Origin of the sequence: Methylocaldum sp. GT1BB (assembly GCF_051027545.1) — a bacterium.
GTDB lineage: Bacteria > Pseudomonadota > Gammaproteobacteria > Methylococcales > Methylococcaceae > Methylocaldum.
This window is the reverse complement of the sequence record NZ_CP194902.1, coordinates 2,867,732-2,892,205: the sequence shown is the minus strand read 5'-3', so window position 1 is coordinate 2,892,205 and position 24,474 is coordinate 2,867,732. Positions and strand designations below refer to the sequence as shown.

Below are 24,474 nucleotides of genomic sequence, written 5' to 3'. Positions count from 1 at the left end.
GATGGATGACGCTTGAAGGAGAGGAGCGGGCCGGGCGGATCGTTTGCCGTGAGGTCCCGCTCCCCAACCAACTTCTTACGCCGCGATTTCCGCCGCGGTCTTGCCGACCTGCGACTCGTCGATCTGCTTCATGATGCCGTGGGCCATCAAGAGATCCTCGAGCTCGTCCATGGTGATCGGGGTCGGGATGATGCCGTTGCCGGAATTGTTGTGGATCTTCTGAGCCAACTGACGGTACTCGTTGGCCTGCTTCGAATCCGGAGCATATTCCATGACGGTCATGCGGCGGAGTTCCGCGTGCTGCACGATGTTGTCGCGCGGCACGAAGTGGATCAGCTTGGTGCCGAGCTTACCGGCCAAAGCTTCTGCCAATTCCAGCTCCTTATCGGTCTGACGTTCGTTGCAGACCAAGCCGCCCAAACGTACGCCGCCCGAGTTGGCGTATTTCAGAATGCCCTTGGAAATGTTGTTGGCCGCGTACATGGCCATCATTTCGCCGGACATGACGATGTAGATTTCCTGCGCCTTGTTTTCGCGGATGGGCATCGCGAAACCGCCGCACACGACGTCGCCGAGTACGTCATAGGAGACGTAGTCGATGTCCTCGTAGGCGCCTTCTTCCTCCAGGAAGTTGATGGAGGTGATAACGCCGCGACCTGCGCAGCCGACACCCGGCTCCGGACCACCCGATTCAACGCAACGGATGTCGCGGTAGCCGACCTTCATTACGTCCTCGAGCTCGAGGTCTTCTACGCTGCCGGCAGCAGCGGCCAGGCTGAGGATGGTATCCTGCGCCTTTGCGTGAAGGATCAGACGGGTGGAGTCGGCTTTCGGATCGCAGCCGACGATAAGGATGCGCTGCCCCATTTCGGCCAGAGCCGCCAGGGTGTTTTGGGAAGTGGTGGATTTGCCGATGCCGCCTTTCCCGTAAAAAGCGATTTGTCTCAAATCTGACATGATCAATCTCCAGTCAATAAACACGTTGATCGATAAAACCTCTGTGGCCAGCAAATCCGCCGAAAGAAAAAATGTCTGGCTCAAACACGGCGAGCTTTTCTTTTTTTTCTTCTGCCGCTCACCGTTTCTTTCGGTGAATGGACGAGTACTGGTCGACAGCTACCGAGCAACGACTGTGCCACACGCAAAACACAACACTTAAGCCCTTGTTTCTTCAGCTGAAAATTTCCCATTCCTCGCCGTTTTTGTAGCTTTTCGAGCAGCGATCAGGTGTTACTAACCGGACAAAACCATACGGTTTGTAAGGAACGATACAAACGATCCGGACTGCTCCGAATCGAGGGTCGATCGCCCGATAAACGGAAAATCAGGCACTTCGGCCGCCGTCAGCTCCCGCCGAGCTAATGGAACGAAGATTGCTAAAGGTTAGGCGTCACTCGTGAGCGTGCGCGGGTCGTCTCCTATGCCTTATGGCAGTCCGAGAATATTTCCCGCCGCTTGCGCGATCGCTTCAATACACTCGAGGAGTAGCCCATGCAGATCGGTGTAGACACAGAAAGGGCCGTGGACAACAGACGGGTGTTCGTCGTCGACAGCGACGAAATCACCAGCGCCGCCCTACAGTTCATGCTTCACGACGAAATCGAAACGCACGAGTTGTCCAGCCTGGACGCCGCCTATGCCAAGGCGAAGGACTGGAAACCGGACGTGCTGCTTTTAGGGATAGGCATCGTGCAGGAAAAAGGCATCGAAGTCCTGGCGGATATCCGGTCGAAGATTGCCGACCTCAAGATCATCCTGGTCGCGGACTCCGCAACCGATCCCCTGGCCAAGGAATGTCTCAAGAACGGCGTGAATTCCATCCTGCCGAAACCCCTGACCATCGAAAAGACCCGGCAAAAGGTCGATGCGCAGTTGGGACGCAAGGTGAAACTGAGCATACCGGTTCAAGTGGTGTGAAACAGTCGCCCACGCTTCCACTCGCCACGGCGGTCACGCTTCCGGCGTCGGTCGACAATCCTCACTACCGCCAGATCGGGGGTGAGCAAGCCGTACGCCGCTTGGTCGAGCGTTTCTACCAGTTGATGGACGAGCTGCCCGAAGCGCGGGCCATTCGGGCGATGCATCCTCCGGATCTCGCTCCGGCCAAGGAGAAGCTGTTCCTGTTTCTGTCCGGCTGGCTCGGCGGCCCGCCGCTGTATGCCGAGCGCCATGGACCGCCACGGCTTCGGCAGAAGCATCTGCCCTTCCCCATCGACACCGCCGCGCGGGATGCCTGGATGGCTTGCATGAACCGGGCGCTGGAGGAGCAAGTTTCCAACGCCGATCTGCGAGCCCAACTCGCCGCTTCTTTTTTCAAAACCGCAGATTTTCTTCGCAACCAACCCTGAAGGAGTGTTATGACCACTATCACCGAAACACCTCTCGCCAGCCTGGACGCCGAAAAGCGTCTCATCTCTCCGGTTTTCAAGGGAGAGACCAAACCGGGATATTTCGGTTTCCGGGGCGAGATCGCCTTGAAGTTCGCGCAACAATTCAGCGATGAGGCGCGGCCCCCTGAGATCCGCTTCGATCAGGTCATGATCGTCGCCAAGGCCGGCGAGCCGACCATCCCGTTTCTGGCGGGCGTGGCGCTGTCCCTGGAGCACCTCAAGCTGTTGTGCGAGGTCGTGGGGGACAAGCTGTCGCCCACCGGAAAATATTTCTTCTTCGCCGGCAACCTGGATATCTCGAGCCGCTATCAGATCGCTTACGGCGGGACCACCTTCTGGGTGCTGCCGCTGGAGGAAGCGACCGTGTACAACGAACTCCGCGACTTGTTCAACATCGATCGCGGCGATCTGAAAAAGCTCGACACCGCCGGCAAGCTGCAGATCATCGCCGACGCCGCCGCCGAGTTCACCGAGAAGTTTCCGGAAATCACCTTCGAGGAAGGCCTGAAGATCATGGGTCCGATAAAGATCCCCGAGAATCGGCCCGTTTAGACGGAATGGGATTCGCCCTTGCATGGCGCAAGACATCGCCCGCATCGGTCACAGCACCAATCTGGTAGGCGTCCCGACCGGGCTCTTGGCCAGCACGGCATTCAACGAGCACCCGCTGCCGCTGCATATCAGCGGCGTGCGGGAAGCGAATTACGGATTGTTCGATCGGCTCAGGGAAGCCGAGGACGCTCAAACGGCGGCGGAGATCTTTCAGGAATACATGTACGTCCTGTTCGGCCTCAACGGCGAACCGCCGGCCGGGCAGGACGGTACCGGTCCGCGCCGCTTCCGTTCCAGCTATCTGAAGCTCTTGAGCGGCTGGGGGTTCGATTCCAACAATCCCCAGGGCGCGGTTCTCAAGGGCTGGGTGGAAAGCCGCTTCGGCCTGTTTCCGACCTTCCACAAGGAGCCCTTGACGCGCTTCACCTCTCCGGCCTGGATCGCCTATATCGAGGAAAAGATGTCGAGCCGTTTCCACAACAACAGCATCAATCTCCAGCTCGACCTGATGTATGAATTCTGCCAATGGGCCATCGCCCGTTTCGGCTTGTGGGGTCGACGCCATGTCACCCTGTACCGGGGCGAGAATCACTTCGACGAACAGCGTCAGATCGGTCCCCGCGAGGGCCGCTGGCTCAATGTGCGGCTCAACAACCTGGTGTCGTTCACGGCAAACCGGGAGACCGCCTGCGAGTTCGGCGACTTCATCCTGGAGGTACAGGTGCCCGTGGTGAAAATCTTCTTCTTCAATAACCTTTTGCCGCGCCATCCGCTCAAAGGCGAATGGGAATACCTGGTCATCGGCGGCGAGTATCGGGTCAAGGCCTCCTACTACTGATGGACACGCAACTACTCCATGACCGCGCCCTCGGTGCCTATTTGGGACTCGCCGTCGGCGACGCTCTGGGCGCCACCGTGGAGTTCATGACGCCGCGGGAAATCCGGCATCAATACGGCGTCCACGACAAGATCGTCGGCGGCGGCTGGCTCAAACTCAAAGCCGGACAGGTGACCGACGATACCGAAATGTCCCTGGCACTGGGCGGGGCGATCATCGAAAGCGGCGGCTGGGACCTCAAGGCCGTGGCGGAAGCCTTCGCCGCGTGGCTCAAGCGAAAACCGCCGGACGTGGGCAACACCTGCCGCCGCGGCATTCGCCGCTATCTGCTGGACGGAAGCCTTTCCGGACCTCCGAACCCCGGCGACGCAGGCAACGGCGCCTGCATGCGCAACCTGCCGGTGGCCCTCGCCACCTTGGGGGATGCGGACGCCTTCTCCCTGTGGACGCTGGAGCAGTGCCATTTCACCCACCACCATCCGCTCTCCGACGCGGCCACGCTGACTCTGGGCCGCATGGTGCAGCGCCTGGTTTGCGGCGGCTCGCCGGAAGACTGCCGTCCGCTCGTCGCGGCGCTGGTCGAGACCCATCCGGAATTCTGCTTCGATCCCTATCCCGGACGCGCCAGCGGCTACATCGTCGACACCGTACAAACCGTGCTGCATTTTTTCCTCGGCACGGACTCCTTCGCCGGCTGCGTCGTGGGCGTCGTCAATCAAGGCGATGACGCCGACACCACGGGCGCGCTCGCCGGCATGCTGGCGGGTGCGGCTTACGGCGTCTCCGCCATCCCCGCGCGCTGGCTGAAAAGCCTGGACACCGAGGTGGTACGGCACATCGAGCGGCAGACCGCCGCCTTGCTTGGAATCGCGGACGAACACGCGCAATCGCCGGGCTGGGTCCCGCCAACCGGTACTTGACTTCGAGAGGACGGAAATCATGGGCAATTTTTCGATCGCGTTCGAAGGCTATTGGAGAGAAAAGAAAAAGAGAGGGATACCCGCTAAATCCGGGGTCTATTGCGTTTACACCTGCATCTACAGCGGCAAGAAGCAGACCTGCTCGCCGCAGAAGCTCATCTATATCGGCGCCTCGGAAAACGTTCGCGACTGCCTTGAGGATCACGTCAAACAGGCCGATTGGGAATCCCACATCGACACCGGCGAAGAACTCTGCTTCAACTTCGCCCCGATGGATGCCGAAACGCTCGAACGCTGCGCGGCGGCGCTGATCTTCAAGCACAAACCGCCGGAAAACAGCGAATACGTCCGCGACTTTCCGTTCGATACCACCAGTCTCACCCTGTCCGGTACCGCCGGATTTCTGTCCAAATCATTTACCGTGTGAGGATTTTCAACATGTTTACGAAAGCCTGCGACTTGAACGAACTCCGGGAGGGAAAATACGAAGTGGTGGCGGTCAACCGCACCCTGATGCTGGTGGTTTGGCCACAAGGCGACCAGCCCCGTGCGTTTCAGGGGCTGTGTCCGCATTTCAAGGAGCCGCTGGCCGATGCCCGATTCGATGGCAAAACCCTGACCTGCGCGCACCACGATTGGGCATTCGAAGGCGCTACCGGGGCCTGTGTCAAGGGCAAGCCCTGCACGCTCGCCGAATATCCCCTGAAGATCGAGGGCGAGGAGGTGCTGATCGATACCGACGGGATTACGCCCGTGTTCGTCGGCTAGCCCGAGCAGAGGCGTAGGATGTGCTGAACGCAGTGAAGCGCATCGTTCGCGAGTGATGCCTGTCCTGAGCCTAGTCCAAGGGCGCTTCGTACCTCAGCGCATCCTATGAATTCTCCTACAAAGCGGATCGAATCCATGGCAACCATTCTTTTTTACGAAAAACCCGGCTGCGCCAACAACGCCCGGCAGAAGCACCTCTTATTGGAAGCCGGACACGAGCTCATCGTTCGCAATCTTCTCGAAACCCGCTGGACCGCCGAAGATCTGCGCGCGTTCTTTGGCGATAAGCCGGTGTCCGAATGGTTCAACCGGGCGGCGCCCAGAGTGAAATCCGGAGAGGTGGTGCCGGAAGCGCTCGGTGAACAGGAAGCGCTGGCTCTCATGCTCGAAGATCCCCTGCTGATAAGACGGCCTTTGATGCAAGTGGGCGAGCGCCGGGAAGCGGGTTTCGACACGCAGCGCGTCCACGACTGGATCGGTCTGGCTCCGAGCACGGGCGAAACCGCGAACCTCGAACAGTGCCGGCGCGCCGAACACTGTCCGACGCCGGCCGTGAAGCATTCAGTCTGATGAATTCTGATAAGGCCTGCGTCGGGAAAGGATTCCCGACCTACCAACCCACCACCGAGGAACGCCGGGTAGGTCGGCAATCCTTTGCCGACGCCATGAAGCTACCGGGGGCGCAACCATGAATACCGTATCGGACGCTCTGGCGCGGGTACTGGCCTATCACGAGCGGACCAAGCATCGGCTGGAGCGTTATGCCGCGGGGCCGGAAACGCTCGATTGGGACAGCCAGCCCGACCCGTTCCGCCGTTTCGAGGGCGCCCCCGCGATCCGACTGCCCTTGGCCGCGGATCGGCTGGCGACGCCCTTCGGCGCTTTGTCGCTGCCCGAAACCGTGACGCCGCAAGCGCTTTCGCTCGAAACCGTCGGTATTTTGCTGGAATTGTCCCTGGGACTCTCGGCCTGGAAAGAGTACGGCCCGGATCGCTGGGCCCTGCGCTGCAATCCGTCTAGCGGCAATCTGCATCCTACCGAGGGCTATGTCGTCTGCCTATCGGTTCCCGAGGTTCCCGACGGCGTGTACCACTATGTCAGCCGCGATCATGTACTGGAGCAGCGCTGCCGGTTTGCCGAGCCCTCCACGGCCCCGCGACTGTTCGTCGCCTTGAGTTCGATCCACTGGAGGGAAGCCTGGAAATACGGCGAACGGGCCTTCCGCTATTGCCAACTGGATACCGGCCATGCCATCGGCGCATTGCGCTACGCCGCAGCAACCCTGGGCTGGCGCCTTAGGTGGGTGAGCGGTATCGGCTTTGCCGAATTGGCCGCCGGTCTCGGGCTCGATCGGAACGAGGACTTTTCCGGAGCCGAGCGGGAGGAAGCGGAGCTTCTGCTCGAAGTGATCGCCGATCCCGAGGACGCGAATTCCGGGAAGTTCGATCCCTCGGAACTGGTTCCGCCCGGAAGCGCGTGGAGCGGTCAAGCCAACGTGCTCGATCCCCATCCCATGTACCGCTGGCCGATAATCGAAGAGGTCGCGGAAGCAACCCGAGCGCTCGCCACTCCGCCCGAACCCGGCGTGATCGAAACCTACCCGCCGAGGCGGACCGATTGCCCGGAGCCGGCTGCCGCGCTCATCCGGCAAAGGCGCAGCGCGCAACATTTCGACCGGCGAGAAGTACTGAGCACTGCGGGCTTTTACCATCTGCTGGATGCCCTGCTGCCCCGCCGGATTACGCCCTGGGACGTGTGGAACCTCACCCCGCGCGTGCACCCGGTGTTCTTCGTGCATCGCGTCGAGGGGTTGGAGCCGGGACTCTATGCCCTTCCGCGCCGGACCGCGATCGAACCCGAACTGAGAGCCGCCTTCCGTAGCGATTTCTCCTGGACCAAGCCGGCGGGTTGCCCGGAACATCTGCCCTTGTTCAGGATCGCGGAGGCCGACTGCGGCAAGCTGTCCAGAGCCCTCCATTGCCACCAGGCGATCGGCTCTGACTGCGCTTTCGCCTTGGGGATGCTGACGGAATTCGAGCCGATCGTCGCCGCGCAGCCGTGGCGCTATCGGGAATTATTCTGGGAGGCGGGGCTATTGGGCCAGGTGCTCTATCTGGAGGCGGAAGCCGTCGGCATCCGCGGGACCGGCATCGGCTGCTATTTCGACGATGTCTTTCACGACCTCCTCGGACTTTCCGGCCGGGCCTTTCAGTCCCTGTACCACTTCACGGTGGGTTTCCCGCTGACCGACACGCGGATACTCACCCTGCCGCCCTATGCGGGGCGCGATCCGGACTGATCCGCGCATCACAGTACGACTTTTTACGAATCCCGAGAACAGTTCATTGAGCATTACGGTGGATAGATACATGAGCAAGATCACTGATGGTACGACTGCGGAAGGAGAATCAAGCGATGCCTGACACACAGGAACCTGTAATCGTCGTGGCGGAAGGCGAACAGTATGCGCTCTTGTCCAGCGGAAACGGCGCCACCTACATACTCCGCTCAAAGGAAGACCGGGCATCGACTTACATCGAGGGGGACGATGTCGCGGCGTTTCTCACGGAATTCGACACAGTGAAGGCGCAGTACCCGAACTACGACACCGATCGGCTGCTGGCCCAGCTTTGGGACCAAGGCGGCTATAGCTGGATGGCGACTCCGGACGAGGAATGAACGAACCGGGCAAGTACTTTGAATATCGAGGAGACGTTATGACCGCGGAAACCGCGTGGCGACGGCTGAACGTCGCCGAAACCCAAGCTTTGCTGGAACAGCCGGAGCTGTTGATTTTCGATGTGCGAGACGCGGATTCGTTCGCGGCGGGACGCATAGGAGCCGCTCGGCATCTGTCGGGTGCCAATCTGGAGCAGGTGCTCATGCGGACGCCCAAATCGCAGCCGGTGCTGATCTACTGCTATCACGGCAATGCCAGCCAGACCTATGCGCAAATGTTCCGGGACTTCGGCTTCAAGACGATCTACGATCTGATCGACGGCTACGAGGCCTGGCGCGCCACCGTGCCCGCGCCGGGTTCCGCGGACTTGAGCCCTGCCCTTCGCGACTGGCTGAGCGAGCACGGGTTTCCGCCCGACGACATCGAGGCAACCCGCGACAACCGGATGACGCCCCTGATGCACGCCTGCCGGCTCGGCGACGAAGCCATCGTGGAGGCGCTGCTCGAAGCCGGCGCCTCGCTGGAACCCCTCAACAGCGACGGCAACAATGCACTGTGGCTGGCCTGTTACGGGGAAAACCTCGGCGTCATAGGTCGCTTGATCGAGCGGGGAATCGCCGTAGACCATCAAAACGAGAACGGTGCGACTTGTCTTATGTACGCCGCATCCACCGGCAAAACAGCGGTCGTCGCTCGCTTGCTGGCGGCCGGCGCCGATACCGGCATCAAGACCCTGGACGATTTCACCGCCCTGGACATGGCCGCCAATCTGGATTGCTTGAACTTGCTGCGCGCAGCGGCACGGTAGCGATCCGTGCCGCTGCGCGCAGATTTGTCGACCGGCCTAGGCTTCCATGGCGTGGTGTTGAACCCCGCTATGCACCTTCACTCCGGTCTTGGGCTCCGCCCAGGCGAATCCCGCGTCCGGGTCCATCGGCGCCAGCCCATGCTCCTGCATGAGCTGGTCAGCCAGATCCGCGAGCTTACTTTCCAGGCTTTGAGCCGGATCATTATTGGGGTCTTCGAACCGGTCCAGAGAAATCTCCGGGCCTTCTTCACCGTCGATCATGTGGATGAGGAAAAGCTCTTCGATGCCGGGGCGTCCGTGTACCGTGGCCCTGAAGGTTTCTCCCCGATACGAGAATTCACGCACCATGTTACCTCCTGATCTTGGATTATTTTTGGTTAATAAAAATAAGAACTTATCTAAGTGCGCGCGAGGCACTTCGGGGCCAAATTCTACCACAAAAAGTATGGTTATTTTGCAACCCGATACGGTCTCTTTGCTGAACGAACAATCGCCGGTTTGTCGATACACGGCGTCAAAGAAGCCGCCAGCCTATCCGTTATTCGAAGAGGTTTAAAACCATGAAATACGCTTTTGCCCCTCCTCAGATCGTTACGCTTCCAGCCATGTCGTGCAATCCGTTTCCGGTGCGGCGCATCTTCTGCGTCGGGCGCAATTATCCGGAGCATGCGCGGGAAATGGGCGCCGACCCGGAGTGCGAGCCGCCGTTCTTCTTCATGAAACCAACCGATGCCATCCTGCCCAACAACTCGGTCCTGCCCTATCCTCCCGGAACCGAGAATCTGCAACCGGAAGTGGAACTGGTCGTCGCCATGCAGCTCGGAGGCAGGCAAATCCCCATCGAGATTGCCAATGATTACATCTTCGGCTACGCGGTCGGCCTGGACATGACACTGAGGGATGTGCAAAAGACCGCGCGCGAAAAGGGACTGCCCTGGGATATGGCCAAGGGATTCGATCACTCGGCGCCCTGTTCGGCGATCACTCCGGAGTTCTATACGGGCGTGATCGCCCAGGGCAAGATCGAGCTCAAGGTCAACGGGGAGGTCCGTCAGAGCGCCGACGTTTCGGACATGATCTGGAAGATACCCGAGACCATCAGCTATCTGTCCACCCTGGTGGAAATCTGTCCCGGCGACCTGATCTTTACCGGCACGCCGGCCGGGACCGCTCCCGTGGTCAAGGGCGATGTCATCGAAGCGACGGTTGCGGGGCTCGAACCCTTAATCATCACCATAGGATCATGAAACTCTATATGACGCCCGGTTCGTGCTCGACCGGCATACACATTTTGTTGGAAGAATTGGACCTGCCTTTCGAGGCGTATCTGGTCAATCTCCTGGCGGGCGATCAGAACCGGCCCGATTATCTGGCCCTGAATCCGAAAGGCACGATTCCCACCCTGGTACGCGATGACGGCTCGGCGCTGACCGAGTTTCAGGCTATCGCCTGGTGGCTGGCCCGCGCCTACCCCAAGGCGAAACTGCTGCCGGACGATCCGGACGGCGAAGCGCGGGTGATCGAGGCCATGGCCTATGCCGTGGGCACGATCCACATGCAGGGTTTCGCGCGCATATTTACCACCGATCAATTCACGTCCAACGAAGCCGACCAAGACGCGGTCAAACGGCGTGGCATAGAGATCGTCGCCAAGGGTTACGCGGTGCTGGATACGCTGCTGAGCGGGCGGGAATACGTGGCGGGGCGGTTTTCCATCGCCGATGCGGCGCTGTTCTACGTGGAATTCTGGGGCGACAAGCTCAAGCTCGAACTGCCGGAAAACTGCCGGACGCATTATCGGCGCATGCTGGCCCGACCGGCCGTGCAGAGGGTATTGCGGGAAGAAGGCTATCGTGTTTGAGCGTCTATTAGCTCGTGTTCCATCTTTTCATTTCCAAGGAAACCAACACACCATGACCGATGCGATCGAAGGTCGTTGCCGCTATTTCCTCACCTACACCGGCGTGAAACTGCCGCTCAAGCTGATGACCGAACTGGAACCCGCCCAACTGGAAAACCGCAACACCTATTTCCGGGGATATTTCGACGATGAGGGCCGGCTGGTCGGCCTGCAAAAGCTGGTCTACGGGGAAGTGGAAATGGAACACCGCTATGCCTACCACGCCAACGGCGCCCTCAAGTCGGTCGAAATCGTCGACGCCGACGGCGAGTTGAACGGGATGGCGTTCGACGAGAACGGCGAACCGATCTAAAGCCGCTGACTACGAGCGGCACCCTAAAGTAGGTCGGCAATCCCTTGCCGACGCAGAACTCGTCGGGAACGGATTCCCGATCTACTGGCCCGGAACGCGCATGTCCATGGTAGGGTGAGTTAGGTACGCCCTCACACAAGGTGCGGTTGGGCCAACGGGTTCGTCGGCAAGGGATTGCCGACCTACGAATGCTTGAGTCGATCTACCCTGGCCGAAGGCGCTAGCGACTTCCGCCAAGCCTGTTTTGCCGTACGAGCGGGATGAAAACGCTCTAACTTTGGCGCGCACGGTAACCCACCAACACAAGGCTACCGAACATCGGTGGGTTACGGCGCACTCGAAGTACGGTGATCGACCATCAGCGCATACCGGAGTGCGCCTAACCCACCCCACTAAATCCCGGTTATCGTTTGTATATTCAAGAGAGCGGAGCTGTGGTATTCGGCACATCCCGAGGACCTACCGGTCACGCCGGATGCCATCCACAGCCAATACCACGATCTCGACCAGTTTGTGATCCTTATTGCCGAGGCTGACCGAAGAAGGCCATCCATTGAAAAACGACCACGTTGCTATGGGCGCCATGGTGTAGTCGTAAGCAATCAGTGACCCACTCTTGCGCGCTTCCCTCAACTTCCCTTCAATGATCATCTGTCGCCAAGCCCAAAGGTCGGCACCGGAATCCAGAGCTTTCATGCACACCACGCTATTCATTTTCAATCGACCGGGAATCTTTTGCACAATATCCTCCCGGCCTTTCTGACTTACAACTTTATGCTCCGTCACCTCGGTCTCCGAACCGAGTGTGCAATTGCTGAAGTAAACGTGGAACTCACCGGCCTGCAATTCAAAGACCATTCCGGAAGCCGGATCGCTGGAACTATCGATATTCGCAGAGTAGCTGGAACTCCCCGGCGAACTATTGACCGGCAGTCCGCCAGCCGCCGCGGTTGAAGTGATCGAGACAAGTCCGAGAGCCAGAGTCAAACCAGCAATGTGTTTCATGACCGTAATCTCCTTTCGAGTGGAAGTGAAATAACGCAGGGGAATAATTCCTGTCGCGTGACTTCTCTGTCTCAAAAGCGATGCCAGGTCGTGAGAGAAACGGGAACAACGCTCCAAGGCTTTGTTTTAGCATCAAATTATTGAACAAGGAGGAAAAGCGGCGGGTTCTCGGCTCGACCCAGCCGAGGCCGTTTTTTACGTCAATTCGTATCTAATACGATATGTCGTAAATTTGGTCATGACCTACTTCCATGCGAATACGAAAACGGCACATATCCAACAAAAAACGACCAAACCCGATTGGCAGGGCGGATCGCGTGCTGCAATCCTTTCTGCGGGGTTAGCTCACCTCGTCTATCCAGGCCATCTGCACGGCTTCGAGCACTTTCTCGTTGCATTTCTCGGCGCTGTCGTCGAAGCCGTCCAGGCGCATGATCCAATCGAGCAGATCGGTGAACCGCACATACTTGGGATCGACGTCGGGATGGCTCTCGGCCAGCGCGATGGCGATGTCGAAGGTATCGCTCCATTTCATGGGCTTGCTCCTCAAGAGAAGGTTGGTGATGAAGTCTGGACTGGAAAACCCGTGTTATTCCAAATTGCTTTCAATAAGGAATTAATTTTTGTAGGGTGGGTTAGGCCGCGAGGCCGTAACCCACCGAGCGGCCTCGAATCGGTGGGTTACGCTTCGCTAACCCACCCTACGTAATATTCACTCGAATGCCGAATGGAATTACGCGTCGGCCCAGCGTTCGCTGCGCAATGCTTCGGCAATGGCCCGAGCTCGCTTTTCGAACGCCTGCGCCGAAACTTCCGGGTCGGTTTCGGTCGGCTCGGAGGCGGGCGCCATCTGTCCGGCGAAAGCCTTAAAAGCTAGCCGAAGCAACTCGGCCTTGGGATACTCCGCACCGGCCCGCCCCGGATAGGCTCGATAGTCGCAGGCGCATACCGCCAACAACTGCTCGAAACGCTCGGGGTAATGGACCGCTTCCGCCCGTTCCAGCATGGCGGCGATCGCCGCGGCCCGCATGTCTACCGCACGGTGGACTCGATCGCATTCGCGCAGCACCAAGAGCGCCAGGTCGCGGCATTCGGCGGGAACCTTGAAGCGTTCGCAAACCGCTTCGACCAGGGGTTCGCCGCGTGCTTCGTGACGGTAGTGGGCGGGCCAGAATTCGCGCGGCGACGCCGCTTTCCCCACCTTGTGCAGCAGCGCCGCCCAGCGCGTGGCGAGCGGGGCGTCTATCCGCGCGGTTTCGTCGATCAGAAGCAGCTGGTGTTCGCCCACGTCAACTTCCGGCGGATCGTCCGCGCTCTGCGGAATTCCGAACAGCGCGTTCAGTTCCGGCAGCAATCGAGCCAGAGCGCCGCAACCGCGCAGGACTTCCAGCATCCGCGACGGACGCCCGCCCATCAGGCCTTGGGACAATTCCGGCCAGGCCGCCTCGGGATTCACCGCGTCGAGAGCGCCGTCCGCCACCAGGGCGACGAGCCTGACCATGGATTCGGGTGGCACCACGAAATCCGGGATGTGCGCGGCGCACGCCGCCAGTCGCAGGATGTCCAGCGGATCCTCGCCTAGAGCGGGTGGGATGGCATAGGTAATCATGACGAGCAGCTCACTTCGATGTGCCGCAGTTCTTCCGGAGGCGAGGCGGCATAGGCGTCCATCTCCGGCTGCTCGTCGTAAGGCCGGGCGAACAGACGAACGAGCTTGGCGACCTCGGTATCGTCCCCGGCTTCGGCCCTTTCGATGGCGGCCTGGGCCAGATGGTTGCGCAGCACGTACTTGGGGTTGACGCGGTTCATGTCCCAGGCACGGGCCTCGTCGTCGGTGTTTCCTTCGGCGCGCAATCGTGCCCGGTAATCGGCGATCCAGGCGTCGTAGGCTTCCAGGTCCACGATCTCCTCGCGGGCCCCGACCGCCGGCTCGTCGCTGTCGGTACGCACCTTGGAAAGATGACGGAAGCTCCGCGTGAAATCGCTCTTGCCGCGCTGAAGGATGGCCAGGAATCGGTTGACCAGATCGACATCGCCGTCACGCACCTCGTAAAGGCCCAGCTTGTCGGCCCAGCGGCGCATGATCGCCTGGGTATACACCGGGGCGTAGCGCTCGAAAATGCCGGTCGCGATTTCCAGGGCCTCCTCCTCGCTGTCCGAGAGCAGCGGCAAGGTCGCCCGCAGCAGCCTCGAGCAATTCCACTGGCCGATTTCGGGCTGTGCGTAATAGGCGTAGCGGCCCTCGAAATCGGAATGGTTGCAGATATGGTATTGCCGGAACGCGTCCATGAAGCCGAAGGGACCGTAATCCAGGGTCAAGCCCAGAACCGAGAAATTGTCGGTGTTCATGACGCCGTGGCAGAACCCGAAGGTCTGCCACTGCGTCATCAGCCGGGCGGTGCGCTCGACCACCTCGCCGAGCCAGGCGGCATGACGGTCGGAACGGTCTTTCAGATGCGGGAAATGCTCGTCGATCACATGGTCGGCCAAGGGAGCAAGGTGCTGGCCCTGTCCGTTGTGATAGAAAAACTCGAACTGTCCGAAGCGGACGAAACTGGGGGACACCCGGCAGACCACGGCCGCGGTTTCCACCGTTTCGCGGTACACCGGCTCCGGCGACGCCACCAGGCTCAGGCAGCGGGTGGTCGGTACGCCGAGGGCGTGCATCGCCTCCGAACAGAGATATTCCCGTATCGAGGAACGCAGCACCGCGCGCCCGTCGAGCCCGCGCGAATACGGCGTCGGCCCGGAACCCTTGAGTTGAAGCTCCATCCTCGCCCCGGCGGGCGTCCGAACTTCGGCGATCAGGAGGGCACGCCCGTCCCCGAGCTGAGGAACCCATGCCCCGAACTGATGCCCGGCGTAGACCGATGCCGAAGGCTCGTATTTCGGCCACGGCCGGTTGCCCGCGAGAATCTCCAAGAGTTTCGGAGAATCGGCTTCGCTGACGTCGAGCCCCAGTTCCAGGGCCAGAGACCCGTTGAAATGGACCATCCTCGGCTCCGGCAAGAGTGCTGCCGACACCGGGACATGATAGGGCTCGCCCAATTCCTTGTAGCGCGGAGCCAAGGGGAGCTCCCGATGAGAATGGCGCGGAGAAAACCCGTGCATCATTTCGGATCGCAACGGCGCACGGTCCGCCTGACCCCGCCTCGTTGAAGCTTTCCGACGTGCGGGCATGGCGCCGGTGTGGGCGTTACGAGTCTCAGTCATCGCCGGCGCTCCCGGAAAAGACTTGAGGGTCGATGCTCCATTCTTCGACCACACGCCCGGATTCGGCGCCTTCCGGATCGAAGCTGCGTTCCTCGAAGTAAACCCGGCCGTCCCGAGCCATGACCAAGGCGGTGCTGGAGCGGGTTCCGGATTCCACCCCCACAACGAAACAGGCGGACAGGCGTTCTTCTTCCGCGCGGCCGATGCCGGTATCGGGCAGCCCTTCGTTTGTGGTTTCGCGATCCGCCAGCATGGCGAAACCCGCTTTCGCGAAGTCGGCCGGCGCGACCGGCTTGGCGGTGCAGATCGGATCGTCGGCGCCCCGAACGCCGGCCTTGGACAGATCCGAATAGGCGCCCAGCAGCATCGCGAAGCCGCCGTGCGTTCTCAGATAAGAACCCAGCAGCGTGTCCAGGCGCACGCACTTGGGCCAGGGTTCGTCCAGCAACCCGTCGGACAAGGTGTGAATGCCGGGAGTCAGCGCCAACGGCAAGCGGGCGCGGGTGGCGGCGTAGTACATGTGACGCGGCGACCCGATCAGCAGATTGAAGGGCGAATGTCCGCCCCGGCTGCGAGCGAAGCGGCGGGCGTGGACGACCGGCTCCTCGCCGGAAGAGAGATAGTCCAGCGGCAGCTGGCCGCGCGACGGCGCGTCCGGGTCCGAAGGCGCGCCGTCGCGAAACGGCGTGACCAGCGCGAAGCGTCCGTCGCGGGCCACGCCGAACCAGGTTCCGCCCCGCGCCAGGTCGCGACCGCCGAGACAGGAGGGCTCCTCCGACCACCATGCCGCCTGTGCGGTCGCGCGTGCATGCCTTTCGTCCCGGTTGGCAATCAGAATCAAGGGAAAATCGGGGTGGGCACCCCAGGCAAGTGCCACCGTGCTCATAGGAAAACCCGATCCTTAGTCGAATACCCCATCCCGTACGCCGAGGCGCCGAAAAGCTCGAAAGCTGGACAGGTGCATTGACCCGGATACGTCGAGATCGCAATATGCGCACTTTCACACATGACAAAATCACCCATGTCGGAAGAAACGATGCCGGATGAATCCGGTCCTCTGGCCTTCTTCAAGGCGCAGCACCAAGCCTTTACCGAAACCCTCGCCGCCCGGCGCGGTCGCGAAGACCTGATCGACGGACTCTTGGAACAGGCCTTCAGCAGTTTCGAAGGCAATGTCGAAATTCAGTCCGAGGGACTGCCCCCCTTGGCCTGCCACAAGGGATGCTCCACCTGCTGCACGCTCCGCGTCACGGCGACGGCGCCCGAAATTCTGCTGATCGCGCGTTACGTTCGTTGGGCCTCCGACGCCCTGAAACGCGCCGAAGTCGATCTCGAGCAGCGCCTAGCCGATGCCGATCGCGTAACCCGAGGCTTGAGCGAAGAGCAACGGGTGGCTCTCAGGCGCCGGTGTCCCTTCATTGCCAACGGCGTCTGCGTCATTTACCCGGTACGGCCACTCGCCTGCCGAGGCCATGCCTCCTACGACAAGCGCGCTTGTGTCGAGGCCGCGGCCGGACGCGCCGGCGACATCCCCTTCTCCGCCCCGCACATGACCGTCCGCAGCCTGGTTCAGCACGCAATGCAATCGGCGCTTCGGGATGCCGGCTACGCGTTCGGCGCCTACGAGCTCAACCAGGCGGTCTCCATGGCCTTGGCCGACGGCAAGCTCCAGGAACGCTGGACGGCGGGCGACGACGTCTTCGCCGACGCTTTGGCGACCGAAATCAGCCTCGACGAAATGGCGAGCACCTTCGAGGCCATCAAGGCTCATCCGTAGGGCGGAATAGCGAAGCGTATTCCGCCGAATGGCTTCCGTGTACCGCTCTGCGGGAAACGCTATGCAGCCAGACCCAAGTCCATCCCCCGGAAAATCGAGCAGCGCTTGAAAACTTCCAGGGACGGCGGCACCCGCTTCTGCTGACAGTATTTCGCCACCAGCTTGGCCAGTCCCTTGATGTCACGCCCGGTGGCTGCCGGAAACAGATCCGCCAGCTCGTCGATCAGCGGCGGGGCGACCTCCAACGCGAACTGCTCGGTCATTACTTTCCAGATCTTGATCCGATTTTCCCGATCCGGCGGGTAGAACTTGATCAGCGCGATACAGCGCGACACGATGGCCTCGTCGATGTCGTCCACCCGGTTGGTGGTGAGAAACAACAGGCCGTTGAAATATTCGAGCACCCTCAGAAACACCCCGACCACGGCATTCATGGTGATGTTGTCGTCGCGCCGCTTGATGTAGACGTCCGCCTCGTCGATCAGCATCACCGCGCCCCAGCGCTGGGCGCGGGTCAGAACGTCCTTGAGCGCGGTCTCCATGGCCGCGACGTTCAGCCCCAATTGCCCCGAATGCACGCGGTACAGCGGCCGCTGGATGATTTCGGAATAGACCTCCGCGGTCAAAGTCTTGCCGACGCCGGGAGGACCGGCGCACAGCACGGTCGTGCCTCCGGACTTGCCGGCGACGATATCGTCCATCAGGACATCCATCTCGGCGGTCAGGATGTCGATGAGATCGGTCTGTTCCTCCGGCAGAATCAGCTTTTGCTTCAGGGCCGGCTGATACTCGTAGGGTGTGATGTCGTCCACGTGCACCCAGAGATAATGGTGCAGGTCAAGGTGGAACATGAGGATGTAGAAATGCACCGGCAACTGGGTGAACAGTCCCTTGGGCATGGCGTCCTGAGACTCCCGGACCTCGTCCTCGGCCTCATAGTGATTGCTCTTGGCCGCCTTGCGCAGATAAGGCCCCAGAATATCCCCGGGCGCATCCAGGGTCAGCGCGCGCGAGCTCAGGATGCCCTCATCGTTGACCAGGCGCGCGCTGCCGCCGCCGGACGAGAGCACCACAACGTCCTTGCGGGACCAATCGGTATCCCGGTGCGAAGCCGTCGGGTCCTCCGCGTAGAAACCGGTGCCTTTTCCGGAAAACTGAGCGCCGTAACGGGCACGCCAATCGAAGTAACGCTCCGCGGTCTCGTCGTAATTGCGGATGAGTTCGGGCGTTTCCTTGAGGAACCCCTTGGCGGCGAAAATCTCGGCCACCGTCTTGCCGGCGATGTCGCTCGGCATGATTCGGATGGTTTGGGTGGCGATTGCCCCTTTGGCATTGGCTTTCAGCTCGATGAAGACTTTCCCGATCTCGTCGTTCGAGGTCGGGGTGTAGTCGAGCCGCGTGATGACGTAAGGCAGGGGTCGGCCGGCCACGCTCGCGGTGAACAGCCAGCCGCGGATGGCATCCGCCGCCAAGTAGCGGGCAATCGCAGGCAGCACCATCTCGAGGTCTTCGGCTTCGAAGCGCACTCCGTCGTCGTTCATGGCCTGCTGCAAGGTGGCGAGTTGCGCGGCCTTGGCCTGCATCTCCGGCCCCGCCTGCCGGTAAAGATTCCCTAAAAACGCGAGCGCAGGGCTCGACAGTTGCCTGAACGGCACCTCGACGCGATTGCCGAAACGCAATTGTTCCTTCAAGTGCGCCAAATCCGGGAACTCTTCGACCATCGCTTCGATGTAAGGCCGCTCGATCTGAAGCTTCATTCTCTGCTTATCCCCAAAAAGCCGTTTATGAACCTCGTGCTAAGCCGCCTGCTCCGTTGGCGTCAAGGCAGTGATGCTCAGGGCATGGATGTCGCCCGGCATCATTTCGCTCACCGCCGAATAAACCAGTCGATGGCGCTCCAGCGTCGAACGGCCCTCGAAACGGCGGGAACACACGGTCACGAAAAAGTGGCCGCCACCCTCATGGGCATGGCCGGCGTGGGACCGGCTGTCGTCGACGATTTCCAGGTGAACCGGCTCGAAGGCCTGTTCCAAAAGCGCCCGAAGACGGGCGCCGCGATTCGTAGTCATGAGCCGTTGCCTCCGCGATTCATCTCAAAGGTATAAACGATCTCTCCCGAGCCATGCGGTTCGTAGGTCGGCAATCCCTTGCCGACGAAACGGTCGATCCGCGCCTTGCGTCGGAAAGGATTTCCGACCTACGGAACCGCCGACGCCTCCCTAACCTCCGTACGCCGCTGCCTACGAGATTCGGATTAGGCCACGGCCCTGCGGGACTCCGCCGGCGTTCCGGTGAGCCCGGCGACGAACTCGGCCAAGGGCATGTCGATCCGTTCGATGCCCTGTTCCGCGAGGAACCGCGCCTCATTGCGGGTGAGATCGCCTTCCAGGACCGCGAAATGCCGGTCGCTGGAACGCTTCATGATCTGCCGCGCATAATTGCGCTCCAGCTGGTTGCGGAAACGGCAGCCCAGGAACAGGAAGCTGCGGCCCGTCCTAATTTCCTTTACCCGGTCCGGAATCGGCGTCTGGATATCGATTTCGGTGAGAACTTCCACGTAGTCGGAATCCGAGATGATGAAGTTGGACGCAGGCGCGATGGAACCCAGCGGCTTGTAGAGCAGGGTCGCCCATCCCGCGGCTTCCCCCGGCTCCGCCTTTGTGTCGTCGGCATGGAAATAGTGAACCCAGTCTCCCAGGTGCTCCGCGCGGCTCACGCCCTGCACTTGCCCGAAATCGCGGCGCGAAGCCAGGGCCGCCGCCATGCTGGCGTCGTACCAGACGTCGACGATCAAGGGCAGCGGGTTCGGGAGATTCGCCAGGAAACCGTGCAGAACGGTCGGTTCCGGCGGGCTCCGAAAGGCTTCCTGCAAAAGTCCGACCAGCGTCTTCCGATGCTTGAAATTCTCGATGTATTGACTGGCGGCGGTAAGATTCTTCCGGATCTTGTGGGGCACGGTGACCTTGGCCGTAATCAGTTCCACCAAGGCCTCCGGCGAACTCGGAATCGCGCCGCCGGGCGCCAGACTCAGAATCTCCGGGCCGAGATACGGAATGACCCGTCCCGCCGCCAAATCTTCTGCCAATTGACTCGGAAACGGCGTGCTCATGATGTCATCCCCGCGGCGCAAGAGGCCTTCAAGGCGTCCACCTCGGTGCGCAGCAGGCGGAACAGCCCGCGTCCGCCGGACAAGGCCTGGTAACTGTTCTGGGTGTTGTTGCACAGGTATTTGTACCAGTCGTGCGGCTCCACCCCTGACGGACGCTCGCCGATTTCGGCCACGGTGCCGTCCGGAAAGAAACGCAGGTGAATGACGCATTCCGTCCGCTGCTCGGCATTGAGCGTCGCGCCGGACGCGACGACGGCCGATTGGGGTTCAGAAGGAGTAGCGACAGCTTCTTTGGTATCCATAACAATGATCCTCTGGTTAATGGTTTATAAGTTCAATTATTACTTTGTTATGAACGCCCAGGGCGGCCTGACAAGCCAGCCTGGACAGCGATTCGGCTCCGCAAAGCTGCGTGAGCCGATCGCGTTCTGCCTGGCGCACCTTGGATAAGCCGCGCCAGCCCTGCCGCACGAGCACATGGCACTCGCCGCAGCGGGCCCGTCCACCGCAACGGTGGGCGACAGCCTCGCCCGCCGCCGCGATGGCCTCGAGCAAATTGGCGCCTCTCGCCACCTGCACCGTCTTGCCCGAAGGCAGTACGGTCACCCAGGCTTTTGCATTCCGCCTCTTTTCGGTCCGCAAAAAGCCCGACATGGTTTCGGAGCGGCGTCAGAGGTAAATGGCCGATCCCGCCCCGATATTGATCGAGGCGTCCTTGGCGGTCTTGACGATGAAGCCCACCTGGTCCTCCGTGATATGGTTGTGGAAAGGCAGCGCAACGGCGCGGTCCGCCAGCTTCTCGGTGACGAAGAAATCGCCCTTGCGATAGCCCAGGTTTCCGTAAAAACGCTGCTGATGCAGTGGCCGGCAATAGGCCACGGCCTCGATCTGCTCGGTTGCCAAATCGTGAATGATGGCGTCCCGGCTGGAACGGGAAAAACGGGTGCCGAGATGGACCAGGTAGAGAAACCAGTGCGCCTCGTCCACGTCCGGAGCGAGATACGGCGGCTTGATGCCCTCGAAGGATTGCATGTGGGCGTTGTAATAGGCTTCGATCTCTTTCCGGCGCTCCAGGATTCCCGGAAGACGCTTGAGCTGCACCAGCCCGAGAGCGGCGCCGAGTTCGCTGAGTTCCGCCCGATACGGCGGCGTTTCGCCCAGTACCACCGAATGCCGTTCGTCGAGGCGGCGGCCTCGGAAGCTCCGCAGCCGAGCGGCCAAATCGCCGTCGTCGGTCACCACCATGCCGCCCTCGCCGCAGGTCAGCGGCGACGGCTGGGACAAATCGAACACCGAACAGTCCCCGAAGCTGCCCACCAGCTTCCCCTGGTAACGCGAACCGATCGCCTCGCTGGAATCTTCGATGAGCAGCAGGCCGTGTTTCGTGGCCAATTCACGGAACGCCGGCCACATCGCCGGATGGCCGTTGGTATTGCCGGCGACTATGGCGCGGGTTTTCGACGTGATTCCCGCCGCGGCCTTTTCGGGAACCAGCGTCCCCGACCAATAATCGATGTCGGCAAAGATCGGCGTCGCCCCGGCCAGCGCGATGCCGTGAACGGTTTCGCGGAAACCGAACGCGGACGCGATGACTTCGTCCCCCGGACCTATGCCGTAGGCCTTGAGCGCCAGCATCAGGCCGATGGTGGCGCTGCTCACCGCCACGGCGTGTTTGCGCCCGAGATATTGGGCGAAAGCCTCTTCGAAAGCTTCGACCGTGGGCCCCGCGCTCAGCCGCGGCGATTTCAGGACCTCTTCCACGGCTTCGAGTTCGGACAGGCTGATGTCGGGGTCCGAGAGCAAGATGGTAGGTGAGTTTTTCATGGTCGATAACTACCGTTTCTGGGCAACGATCAGACCGGTTGCCGCGGCCGGATCGCCGGTAATGCGTACGCAGTGTTCCGAGGTGTCTATCAGGTAAACGCAGAACTCGGGAGTTTCGAATGTCGGAGTTTCGGAACTCATGTCGCTGGCGTCGCAACGTGTCAGCGACAGCCCCGGAAAATTCTTGCGCACGCTCGCACAGCGTTCGGCGGCGGGCGCCTCGCCTTCCAGAAGCATCCGGATTTCCCCGAGCGCCTCGTTACTGAGCGCCATGGTCAGTCCCCGCTCACCCGACGCGCGTCGACCGTGATCGGCAGCGCGGTATCGGCGGCCATGGCCGGCAGCGACAGCTCCCAGCCGTTCGCCAGCGTCACCATTCCGCCCCATAGTTCCGGCTTTTCCTGGGAAACGATGGGTTCCTCCAGGTCTTTTTTCGGAACGTAAACGGACAGCTCGCCGGCGGAATTTCTTCTGATCATGACCTTCATGCGGTACTCCAGTTGGTTTCAAAAAATCAATGTTTTGTCGTTTCGGGGCATCTGCGACGTCCTCCAGCTAGTAGGATGTGCTGAACGAAGTGAACCGCATCGTTCGCGATTGATGCCTGTCCTGAGCTCAGTCGAAGGGCCTGTCCTGAGCCTAGTCGAAGGGCGCTTCGTACCTCAGCGCATCCTACGTCTTGCCCTTTCTCACGCTGTGAGGGGAGACAAAGGCCGGTGCTCTTAGGAGTCATGCGGCCTCCGCCTCGAACATTCGGACGATTTCCGGAAGCACCGCTATGATCCGGTCGATTTCCTCTGCCGTGGTATAGCGGCTCAAGGAGAAGCGGATCGTGGCCAGCGAGGCTTCCGGGGCCAAGCCCATGGCGGTCAACACGTGCGAGGGTTCGGTCCCGGAGGCGGTGCAGGCCGCTCCGGCCGAGGCGCAGATTCCAGCCCGGTCGAGCTTGTCGAGAACCGGCTCGGCCTCGATCGTTCCCAGGCACAGGCTGGTGGTGTTCGCCACCCGCTCGGCGCCGCCGCCGTTAACGAAGGCACCGGGAATACGCGCCAGCAGTTCCGCCTCGAGACGATCGCGCAAAGCCCCGATCCGGGACCCGGAGTTTGCCGGAGCGGCTGCGGCCAATTCGGCCGCCACCCCGAGGGCGACGATCCCCGGCACGTTCTCGGTGCTGCCGCGGCGCCCGCGCTCCTGGTGTCCGAACAAAAGCGGCGGAAGCTTTCGGCCCTTGCGCACGAACAGCACGCCAATGCCTTTGGGTGCATGAATCTTGTGGCCCGAAAAGGACAGGAAATCCACCGGAACTCGGGCTAAATCGATGGGCGTCTTGCCGACCGCCTGAACCGCGTCGGTATGAAACAGCGCGCCCCTGGCCTGGGCTATCGCCACGGCTTCCTCGACGGGGAACAGGACGCCTGTCTCGTTATTGGCCCACATCAGCGAAACCAGGGCCGTATCCTCGGTCAGGGCGCGTTCGAGTTCTCCGAGATCGAGCCGCCCCTGTCCGTCCACCGGCAAATAGGTCACCCGCACGCCCTGGGATTCGAGATGGCGCAATAGGGCCAGCGTTGACGGATGTTCCACCCGGCTGGTGACGATGTGGCGCCGCCCCGGCGACAGGGCGAGCGCTCCCAGAACAGCCTGGTGATTGGCCTCGGTGCCGCCGCTGGTAAAGACGATTTCCGGCTGCGTGGCGCCCAGGAGCGCCGCCACTTTGGCGCGGCCGGCGATGCTCTCGACCTTGGCCGCTTCGCCGGCCCGGTGCTTGCTGGACGGATTGCCGTAATTTTCCCTGAGACAGCGGGCCATCGCGTCGGCGCACTCCGGCGCTACCGCCGTGGTGGCGTTGTTGTCCAGATAAATGATTGGGTCGCTCATTGCCAGAACTGCCTATCCGGGTCTTCGTTCAAAAGTTCGAGAATCTGAGACAAGGCGTGGTATTCGCCGTGCTCGATCCATAGGCCCGCCTTGTGATCCTTGCGGTACAGCCTCCAGCACCGCGAACTATCCTGAAATTCCAGCCGGGCGATATCGATCACCCCGCCATCGGGATCGATGTTCCGCGAGCAGCACGGGCTGACGATTTCATATCCGGCCTCGATCGGACGGACCACCGGAGTCACGTAGCGGTAGCGCTTGCGCTTCCCGAGCGCGCGGTCGATACGCTTCCGATCCACCTCGTTGGGATGAGGACACACGGACATCAAATTGGATACCGCAAGATTGCCGTTCATCGGATCAAGACCTCCGCACAACTCTTTCCGTCCATGTTCCGTCCGTTCGCTCTCGCTCGTTCCCAAGCTCCCGCTTCGCGACACTGGAAGCCGGAGCTTCCTAAAGATCCGGTTCCCAACCAGAAGTCGGGAACCAACGCAAT

General features: G+C 61.1%; 32 protein-coding genes. 15 read left to right on the top strand and 17 right to left on the bottom strand.

The window, feature by feature from the left end; translation table 11 throughout:
* Window positions 1-75 precede the first annotated feature (75 nt).
* A complete protein-coding gene (gene nifH / locus ACR2TX_RS14355; RefSeq protein WP_077729123.1) occupies window positions 76-957 on the bottom strand; it encodes a nitrogenase iron protein in 882 nt (293 codons plus the stop codon).
* Between the two features lie 534 nt (window positions 958-1,491).
* Here nifH and ACR2TX_RS14350 point away from each other — a divergent pair.
* From ACR2TX_RS14350 to ACR2TX_RS14300, 11 genes are all read left to right on the top strand, one after another.
* Complete coding sequence (locus tag ACR2TX_RS14350; RefSeq protein ID WP_077729062.1) at window positions 1,492-1,917, top strand: response regulator; 426 nt, start codon at window positions 1,492-1,494, stop codon at window positions 1,915-1,917.
* Window positions 1,914-2,348 (top strand): group II truncated hemoglobin, encoded by a 435-nt coding sequence (locus ACR2TX_RS14345; protein ID WP_434129904.1) that lies wholly within the window; start codon window positions 1,914-1,916, stop codon window positions 2,346-2,348. Before ACR2TX_RS14350 ends, ACR2TX_RS14345 begins: the two co-directional genes overlap by 4 nt.
* Window positions 2,349-2,357: 9 nt before the next feature.
* Window positions 2,358-2,942, top strand: coding sequence for a hypothetical protein (locus ACR2TX_RS14340; protein WP_347258238.1), 585 nt, complete (start codon window positions 2,358-2,360; stop codon window positions 2,940-2,942).
* Window positions 2,943-2,964: 22 nt separating this feature from the next.
* On the top strand, window positions 2,965-3,780 hold the full coding sequence (locus tag ACR2TX_RS14335; protein ID WP_077729059.1) for an NAD(+)--dinitrogen-reductase ADP-D-ribosyltransferase: 816 nt from the start codon (window positions 2,965-2,967) through the stop codon (window positions 3,778-3,780).
* On the top strand, window positions 3,780-4,700 hold the full coding sequence (gene draG, locus ACR2TX_RS14330; RefSeq protein WP_434112087.1) for an ADP-ribosyl-[dinitrogen reductase] hydrolase: 921 nt from the start codon (window positions 3,780-3,782) through the stop codon (window positions 4,698-4,700). Before ACR2TX_RS14335 ends, draG begins: the two co-directional genes overlap by 1 nt.
* 19 nt (window positions 4,701-4,719) lie before the next feature.
* A complete protein-coding gene (locus tag ACR2TX_RS14325) occupies window positions 4,720-5,127 on the top strand; it encodes a GIY-YIG nuclease family protein (RefSeq protein WP_077729057.1) in 408 nt (135 codons plus the stop codon).
* An 11-nt stretch (window positions 5,128-5,138) separates the two neighbouring features.
* Window positions 5,139-5,468 carry a Rieske 2Fe-2S domain-containing protein gene (locus tag ACR2TX_RS14320; RefSeq protein ID WP_077729056.1) on the top strand — a complete coding sequence of 110 codons (330 nt, stop codon included), beginning with the start codon at window positions 5,139-5,141 and terminating at the stop codon, window positions 5,466-5,468.
* Window positions 5,469-5,603: 135 nt separating this feature from the next.
* Window positions 5,604-6,038 (top strand): ArsC/Spx/MgsR family protein, encoded by a 435-nt coding sequence (locus tag ACR2TX_RS14315; RefSeq protein WP_434129902.1) that lies wholly within the window; start codon window positions 5,604-5,606, stop codon window positions 6,036-6,038.
* A gap of 118 nt (window positions 6,039-6,156) precedes the next feature.
* Complete coding sequence (locus tag ACR2TX_RS14310; RefSeq protein ID WP_077729054.1) at window positions 6,157-7,767, top strand: nitroreductase family protein; 1,611 nt, start codon at window positions 6,157-6,159, stop codon at window positions 7,765-7,767.
* Window positions 7,768-7,883: 116 nt separating this feature from the next.
* Window positions 7,884-8,147 carry a hypothetical protein gene (locus ACR2TX_RS14305; RefSeq protein WP_077729053.1) on the top strand — a complete coding sequence of 88 codons (264 nt, stop codon included), beginning with the start codon at window positions 7,884-7,886 and terminating at the stop codon, window positions 8,145-8,147.
* 38 nt (window positions 8,148-8,185) lie between these two features.
* On the top strand, window positions 8,186-8,956 hold the full coding sequence (locus tag ACR2TX_RS14300) for an ankyrin repeat domain-containing protein (RefSeq protein WP_077729122.1): 771 nt from the start codon (window positions 8,186-8,188) through the stop codon (window positions 8,954-8,956).
* Window positions 8,957-8,992: 36 nt separating this feature from the next.
* Here ACR2TX_RS14300 and ACR2TX_RS14295 read toward each other — a convergent pair whose 3' ends face one another.
* Window positions 8,993-9,304: a hypothetical protein gene (locus tag ACR2TX_RS14295; protein WP_077729052.1), complete on the bottom strand. Its 312-nt coding sequence runs from the start codon at window positions 9,302-9,304 to the stop codon at window positions 8,993-8,995.
* 212 nt (window positions 9,305-9,516) lie between these two features.
* Here ACR2TX_RS14295 and ACR2TX_RS14290 point away from each other — a divergent pair, with 212 nt between their 5' ends.
* Genes ACR2TX_RS14290 through ACR2TX_RS14280 form a run of 3 tightly spaced genes read left to right on the top strand, consistent with a single transcriptional unit; the run spans window position 9,517 to window position 11,169 of the window.
* The gene (locus ACR2TX_RS14290) at window positions 9,517-10,203 is read left to right on the top strand and encodes a fumarylacetoacetate hydrolase family protein (protein ID WP_077729051.1); all 687 of its coding nucleotides are present in this window, start codon (window positions 9,517-9,519) and stop codon (window positions 10,201-10,203) included.
* A complete protein-coding gene (locus tag ACR2TX_RS14285; RefSeq protein WP_077729050.1) occupies window positions 10,200-10,817 on the top strand; it encodes a glutathione S-transferase family protein in 618 nt (205 codons plus the stop codon). Before ACR2TX_RS14290 ends, ACR2TX_RS14285 begins: the two co-directional genes overlap by 4 nt.
* Before the next feature lie 52 nt (window positions 10,818-10,869).
* Window positions 10,870-11,169, top strand: coding sequence for a DUF6156 family protein (locus tag ACR2TX_RS14280; protein WP_077729049.1), 300 nt, complete (start codon window positions 10,870-10,872; stop codon window positions 11,167-11,169).
* Between the two features lie 459 nt (window positions 11,170-11,628).
* Here ACR2TX_RS14280 and ACR2TX_RS14275 read toward each other — a convergent pair whose 3' ends face one another.
* The 5 genes from ACR2TX_RS14275 to ACR2TX_RS14255 all read right to left on the bottom strand — a co-directional run bounded on the left by ACR2TX_RS14275 (window position 11,629) and on the right by ACR2TX_RS14255 (window position 16,273).
* Window positions 11,629-12,174 (bottom strand): phage tail protein, encoded by a 546-nt coding sequence (locus tag ACR2TX_RS14275; protein WP_077729048.1) that lies wholly within the window; start codon window positions 12,172-12,174, stop codon window positions 11,629-11,631.
* A gap of 340 nt (window positions 12,175-12,514) precedes the next feature.
* Window positions 12,515-12,709, bottom strand: coding sequence for a Fe-S cluster assembly protein IscX (gene iscX, locus ACR2TX_RS14270; protein WP_077729047.1), 195 nt, complete (start codon window positions 12,707-12,709; stop codon window positions 12,515-12,517).
* Window positions 12,710-12,907: 198 nt separating this feature from the next.
* Window positions 12,908-13,783, bottom strand: coding sequence for a tRNA nucleotidyltransferase (locus tag ACR2TX_RS14265; RefSeq protein ID WP_077729046.1), 876 nt, complete (start codon window positions 13,781-13,783; stop codon window positions 12,908-12,910).
* Entirely contained in the window at window positions 13,780-15,387 is a 1,608-nt protein-coding gene (locus ACR2TX_RS14260; protein WP_434129897.1) for a protein adenylyltransferase SelO, read from the bottom strand. Before ACR2TX_RS14260 ends, ACR2TX_RS14265 begins: the two co-directional genes overlap by 4 nt.
* Entirely contained in the window at window positions 15,380-16,273 is an 894-nt protein-coding gene (locus tag ACR2TX_RS14255; RefSeq protein ID WP_077729044.1) for an NRDE family protein, read from the bottom strand. Before ACR2TX_RS14255 ends, ACR2TX_RS14260 begins: the two co-directional genes overlap by 8 nt.
* Window positions 16,274-16,408: 135 nt before the next feature.
* Here ACR2TX_RS14255 and ACR2TX_RS14250 point away from each other — a divergent pair, with 135 nt between their 5' ends.
* Window positions 16,409-17,164, top strand: a complete 756-nt coding sequence (locus tag ACR2TX_RS14250) for a YkgJ family cysteine cluster protein (RefSeq protein WP_205780684.1) — start codon at window positions 16,409-16,411, stop codon at window positions 17,162-17,164.
* 59 nt (window positions 17,165-17,223) lie between these two features.
* Here the strand turns inward: ACR2TX_RS14250 and ACR2TX_RS14245 are convergent, their stop codons facing one another.
* The 10 genes from ACR2TX_RS14245 to ACR2TX_RS14200 all read right to left on the bottom strand — a co-directional run bounded on the left by ACR2TX_RS14245 (window position 17,224) and on the right by ACR2TX_RS14200 (window position 24,331).
* Entirely contained in the window at window positions 17,224-18,921 is a 1,698-nt protein-coding gene (locus ACR2TX_RS14245) for an AAA family ATPase (protein ID WP_077729043.1), read from the bottom strand.
* 39 nt (window positions 18,922-18,960) lie between these two features.
* On the bottom strand, window positions 18,961-19,233 hold the full coding sequence (locus ACR2TX_RS14240; RefSeq protein WP_077729042.1) for a BolA family protein: 273 nt from the start codon (window positions 19,231-19,233) through the stop codon (window positions 18,961-18,963).
* A 185-nt stretch (window positions 19,234-19,418) separates the two neighbouring features.
* Complete coding sequence (locus tag ACR2TX_RS14235; protein WP_077729041.1) at window positions 19,419-20,273, bottom strand: SIR2 family NAD-dependent protein deacylase; 855 nt, start codon at window positions 20,271-20,273, stop codon at window positions 19,419-19,421.
* Window positions 20,270-20,575: a hypothetical protein gene (locus ACR2TX_RS14230; RefSeq protein ID WP_240502429.1), complete on the bottom strand. Its 306-nt coding sequence runs from the start codon at window positions 20,573-20,575 to the stop codon at window positions 20,270-20,272. Before ACR2TX_RS14230 ends, ACR2TX_RS14235 begins: the two co-directional genes overlap by 4 nt.
* A gap of 16 nt (window positions 20,576-20,591) precedes the next feature.
* Window positions 20,592-20,927: a 2Fe-2S iron-sulfur cluster-binding protein gene (locus ACR2TX_RS14225; RefSeq protein WP_077729040.1), complete on the bottom strand. Its 336-nt coding sequence runs from the start codon at window positions 20,925-20,927 to the stop codon at window positions 20,592-20,594.
* Between the two features lie 15 nt (window positions 20,928-20,942).
* The gene (locus ACR2TX_RS14220) at window positions 20,943-22,097 is read right to left on the bottom strand and encodes a DegT/DnrJ/EryC1/StrS family aminotransferase (protein ID WP_077729039.1); all 1,155 of its coding nucleotides are present in this window, start codon (window positions 22,095-22,097) and stop codon (window positions 20,943-20,945) included.
* A gap of 9 nt (window positions 22,098-22,106) precedes the next feature.
* The gene (locus ACR2TX_RS14215) at window positions 22,107-22,370 is read right to left on the bottom strand and encodes a hypothetical protein (RefSeq protein WP_077729038.1); all 264 of its coding nucleotides are present in this window, start codon (window positions 22,368-22,370) and stop codon (window positions 22,107-22,109) included.
* Window positions 22,371-22,372: 2 nt separating this feature from the next.
* Window positions 22,373-22,585, bottom strand: a complete 213-nt coding sequence (gene nifT / locus ACR2TX_RS14210; RefSeq protein ID WP_077729037.1) for a putative nitrogen fixation protein NifT — start codon at window positions 22,583-22,585, stop codon at window positions 22,373-22,375.
* A gap of 241 nt (window positions 22,586-22,826) precedes the next feature.
* Complete coding sequence (locus ACR2TX_RS14205) at window positions 22,827-23,975, bottom strand: cysteine desulfurase family protein (protein WP_434129895.1); 1,149 nt, start codon at window positions 23,973-23,975, stop codon at window positions 22,827-22,829.
* The gene (locus ACR2TX_RS14200; protein ID WP_077729035.1) at window positions 23,972-24,331 is read right to left on the bottom strand and encodes a DUF3024 domain-containing protein; all 360 of its coding nucleotides are present in this window, start codon (window positions 24,329-24,331) and stop codon (window positions 23,972-23,974) included. Before ACR2TX_RS14200 ends, ACR2TX_RS14205 begins: the two co-directional genes overlap by 4 nt.
* Between the last annotated feature and the right edge of the window lie 143 nt (window positions 24,332-24,474).

Excerpts from the sequence above, each read along its gene's own strand:
- nifH (WP_077729123.1), bottom strand. The coding sequence starts at position 957 with ATGTCAGATTTGAGACAAATCGCTTTTTACGGGAAAGGCGGCATCGGC.
- ACR2TX_RS14350 (WP_077729062.1), top strand. The coding sequence starts at position 1,492 with ATGCAGATCGGTGTAGACACAGAAAGGGCCGTGGACAACAGACGGGTG.
- ACR2TX_RS14340 (WP_347258238.1), top strand. The coding sequence starts at position 2,358 with ATGACCACTATCACCGAAACACCTCTCGCCAGCCTGGACGCCGAAAAG.
- ACR2TX_RS14335 (WP_077729059.1), top strand. The coding sequence starts at position 2,965 with ATGGCGCAAGACATCGCCCGCATCGGTCACAGCACCAATCTGGTAGGC.
- draG (WP_434112087.1), top strand. The coding sequence starts at position 3,780 with ATGGACACGCAACTACTCCATGACCGCGCCCTCGGTGCCTATTTGGGA.
- ACR2TX_RS14325 (WP_077729057.1), top strand. The coding sequence starts at position 4,720 with ATGGGCAATTTTTCGATCGCGTTCGAAGGCTATTGGAGAGAAAAGAAA.
- ACR2TX_RS14320 (WP_077729056.1), top strand. The coding sequence starts at position 5,139 with ATGTTTACGAAAGCCTGCGACTTGAACGAACTCCGGGAGGGAAAATAC.
- ACR2TX_RS14315 (WP_434129902.1), top strand. The coding sequence starts at position 5,604 with ATGGCAACCATTCTTTTTTACGAAAAACCCGGCTGCGCCAACAACGCC.
- ACR2TX_RS14310 (WP_077729054.1), top strand. The coding sequence starts at position 6,157 with ATGAATACCGTATCGGACGCTCTGGCGCGGGTACTGGCCTATCACGAG.
- ACR2TX_RS14305 (WP_077729053.1), top strand. The coding sequence starts at position 7,884 with ATGCCTGACACACAGGAACCTGTAATCGTCGTGGCGGAAGGCGAACAG.
- ACR2TX_RS14300 (WP_077729122.1), top strand. The coding sequence starts at position 8,186 with ATGACCGCGGAAACCGCGTGGCGACGGCTGAACGTCGCCGAAACCCAA.
- ACR2TX_RS14295 (WP_077729052.1), bottom strand. The coding sequence starts at position 9,304 with ATGGTGCGTGAATTCTCGTATCGGGGAGAAACCTTCAGGGCCACGGTA.
- ACR2TX_RS14290 (WP_077729051.1), top strand. The coding sequence starts at position 9,517 with ATGAAATACGCTTTTGCCCCTCCTCAGATCGTTACGCTTCCAGCCATG.
- ACR2TX_RS14285 (WP_077729050.1), top strand. The coding sequence starts at position 10,200 with ATGAAACTCTATATGACGCCCGGTTCGTGCTCGACCGGCATACACATT.
- ACR2TX_RS14280 (WP_077729049.1), top strand. The coding sequence starts at position 10,870 with ATGACCGATGCGATCGAAGGTCGTTGCCGCTATTTCCTCACCTACACC.
- ACR2TX_RS14275 (WP_077729048.1), bottom strand. The coding sequence starts at position 12,174 with ATGAAACACATTGCTGGTTTGACTCTGGCTCTCGGACTTGTCTCGATC.
- iscX (WP_077729047.1), bottom strand. The coding sequence starts at position 12,709 with ATGAAATGGAGCGATACCTTCGACATCGCCATCGCGCTGGCCGAGAGC.
- ACR2TX_RS14265 (WP_077729046.1), bottom strand. The coding sequence starts at position 13,783 with ATGATTACCTATGCCATCCCACCCGCTCTAGGCGAGGATCCGCTGGAC.
- ACR2TX_RS14260 (WP_434129897.1), bottom strand. The coding sequence starts at position 15,387 with ATGACTGAGACTCGTAACGCCCACACCGGCGCCATGCCCGCACGTCGG.
- ACR2TX_RS14255 (WP_077729044.1), bottom strand. The coding sequence starts at position 16,273 with ATGAGCACGGTGGCACTTGCCTGGGGTGCCCACCCCGATTTTCCCTTG.
- ACR2TX_RS14250 (WP_205780684.1), top strand. The coding sequence starts at position 16,409 with ATGTCGGAAGAAACGATGCCGGATGAATCCGGTCCTCTGGCCTTCTTC.
- ACR2TX_RS14245 (WP_077729043.1), bottom strand. The coding sequence starts at position 18,921 with ATGAAGCTTCAGATCGAGCGGCCTTACATCGAAGCGATGGTCGAAGAG.
- ACR2TX_RS14240 (WP_077729042.1), bottom strand. The coding sequence starts at position 19,233 with ATGACTACGAATCGCGGCGCCCGTCTTCGGGCGCTTTTGGAACAGGCC.
- ACR2TX_RS14235 (WP_077729041.1), bottom strand. The coding sequence starts at position 20,273 with ATGAGCACGCCGTTTCCGAGTCAATTGGCAGAAGATTTGGCGGCGGGA.
- ACR2TX_RS14230 (WP_240502429.1), bottom strand. The coding sequence starts at position 20,575 with ATGGATACCAAAGAAGCTGTCGCTACTCCTTCTGAACCCCAATCGGCC.
- ACR2TX_RS14225 (WP_077729040.1), bottom strand. The coding sequence starts at position 20,927 with ATGTCGGGCTTTTTGCGGACCGAAAAGAGGCGGAATGCAAAAGCCTGG.
- ACR2TX_RS14220 (WP_077729039.1), bottom strand. The coding sequence starts at position 22,097 with ATGAAAAACTCACCTACCATCTTGCTCTCGGACCCCGACATCAGCCTG.
- ACR2TX_RS14215 (WP_077729038.1), bottom strand. The coding sequence starts at position 22,370 with ATGGCGCTCAGTAACGAGGCGCTCGGGGAAATCCGGATGCTTCTGGAA.
- nifT (WP_077729037.1), bottom strand. The coding sequence starts at position 22,585 with ATGAAGGTCATGATCAGAAGAAATTCCGCCGGCGAGCTGTCCGTTTAC.
- ACR2TX_RS14205 (WP_434129895.1), bottom strand. The coding sequence starts at position 23,975 with ATGAGCGACCCAATCATTTATCTGGACAACAACGCCACCACGGCGGTA.
- ACR2TX_RS14200 (WP_077729035.1), bottom strand. The coding sequence starts at position 24,331 with ATGAACGGCAATCTTGCGGTATCCAATTTGATGTCCGTGTGTCCTCAT.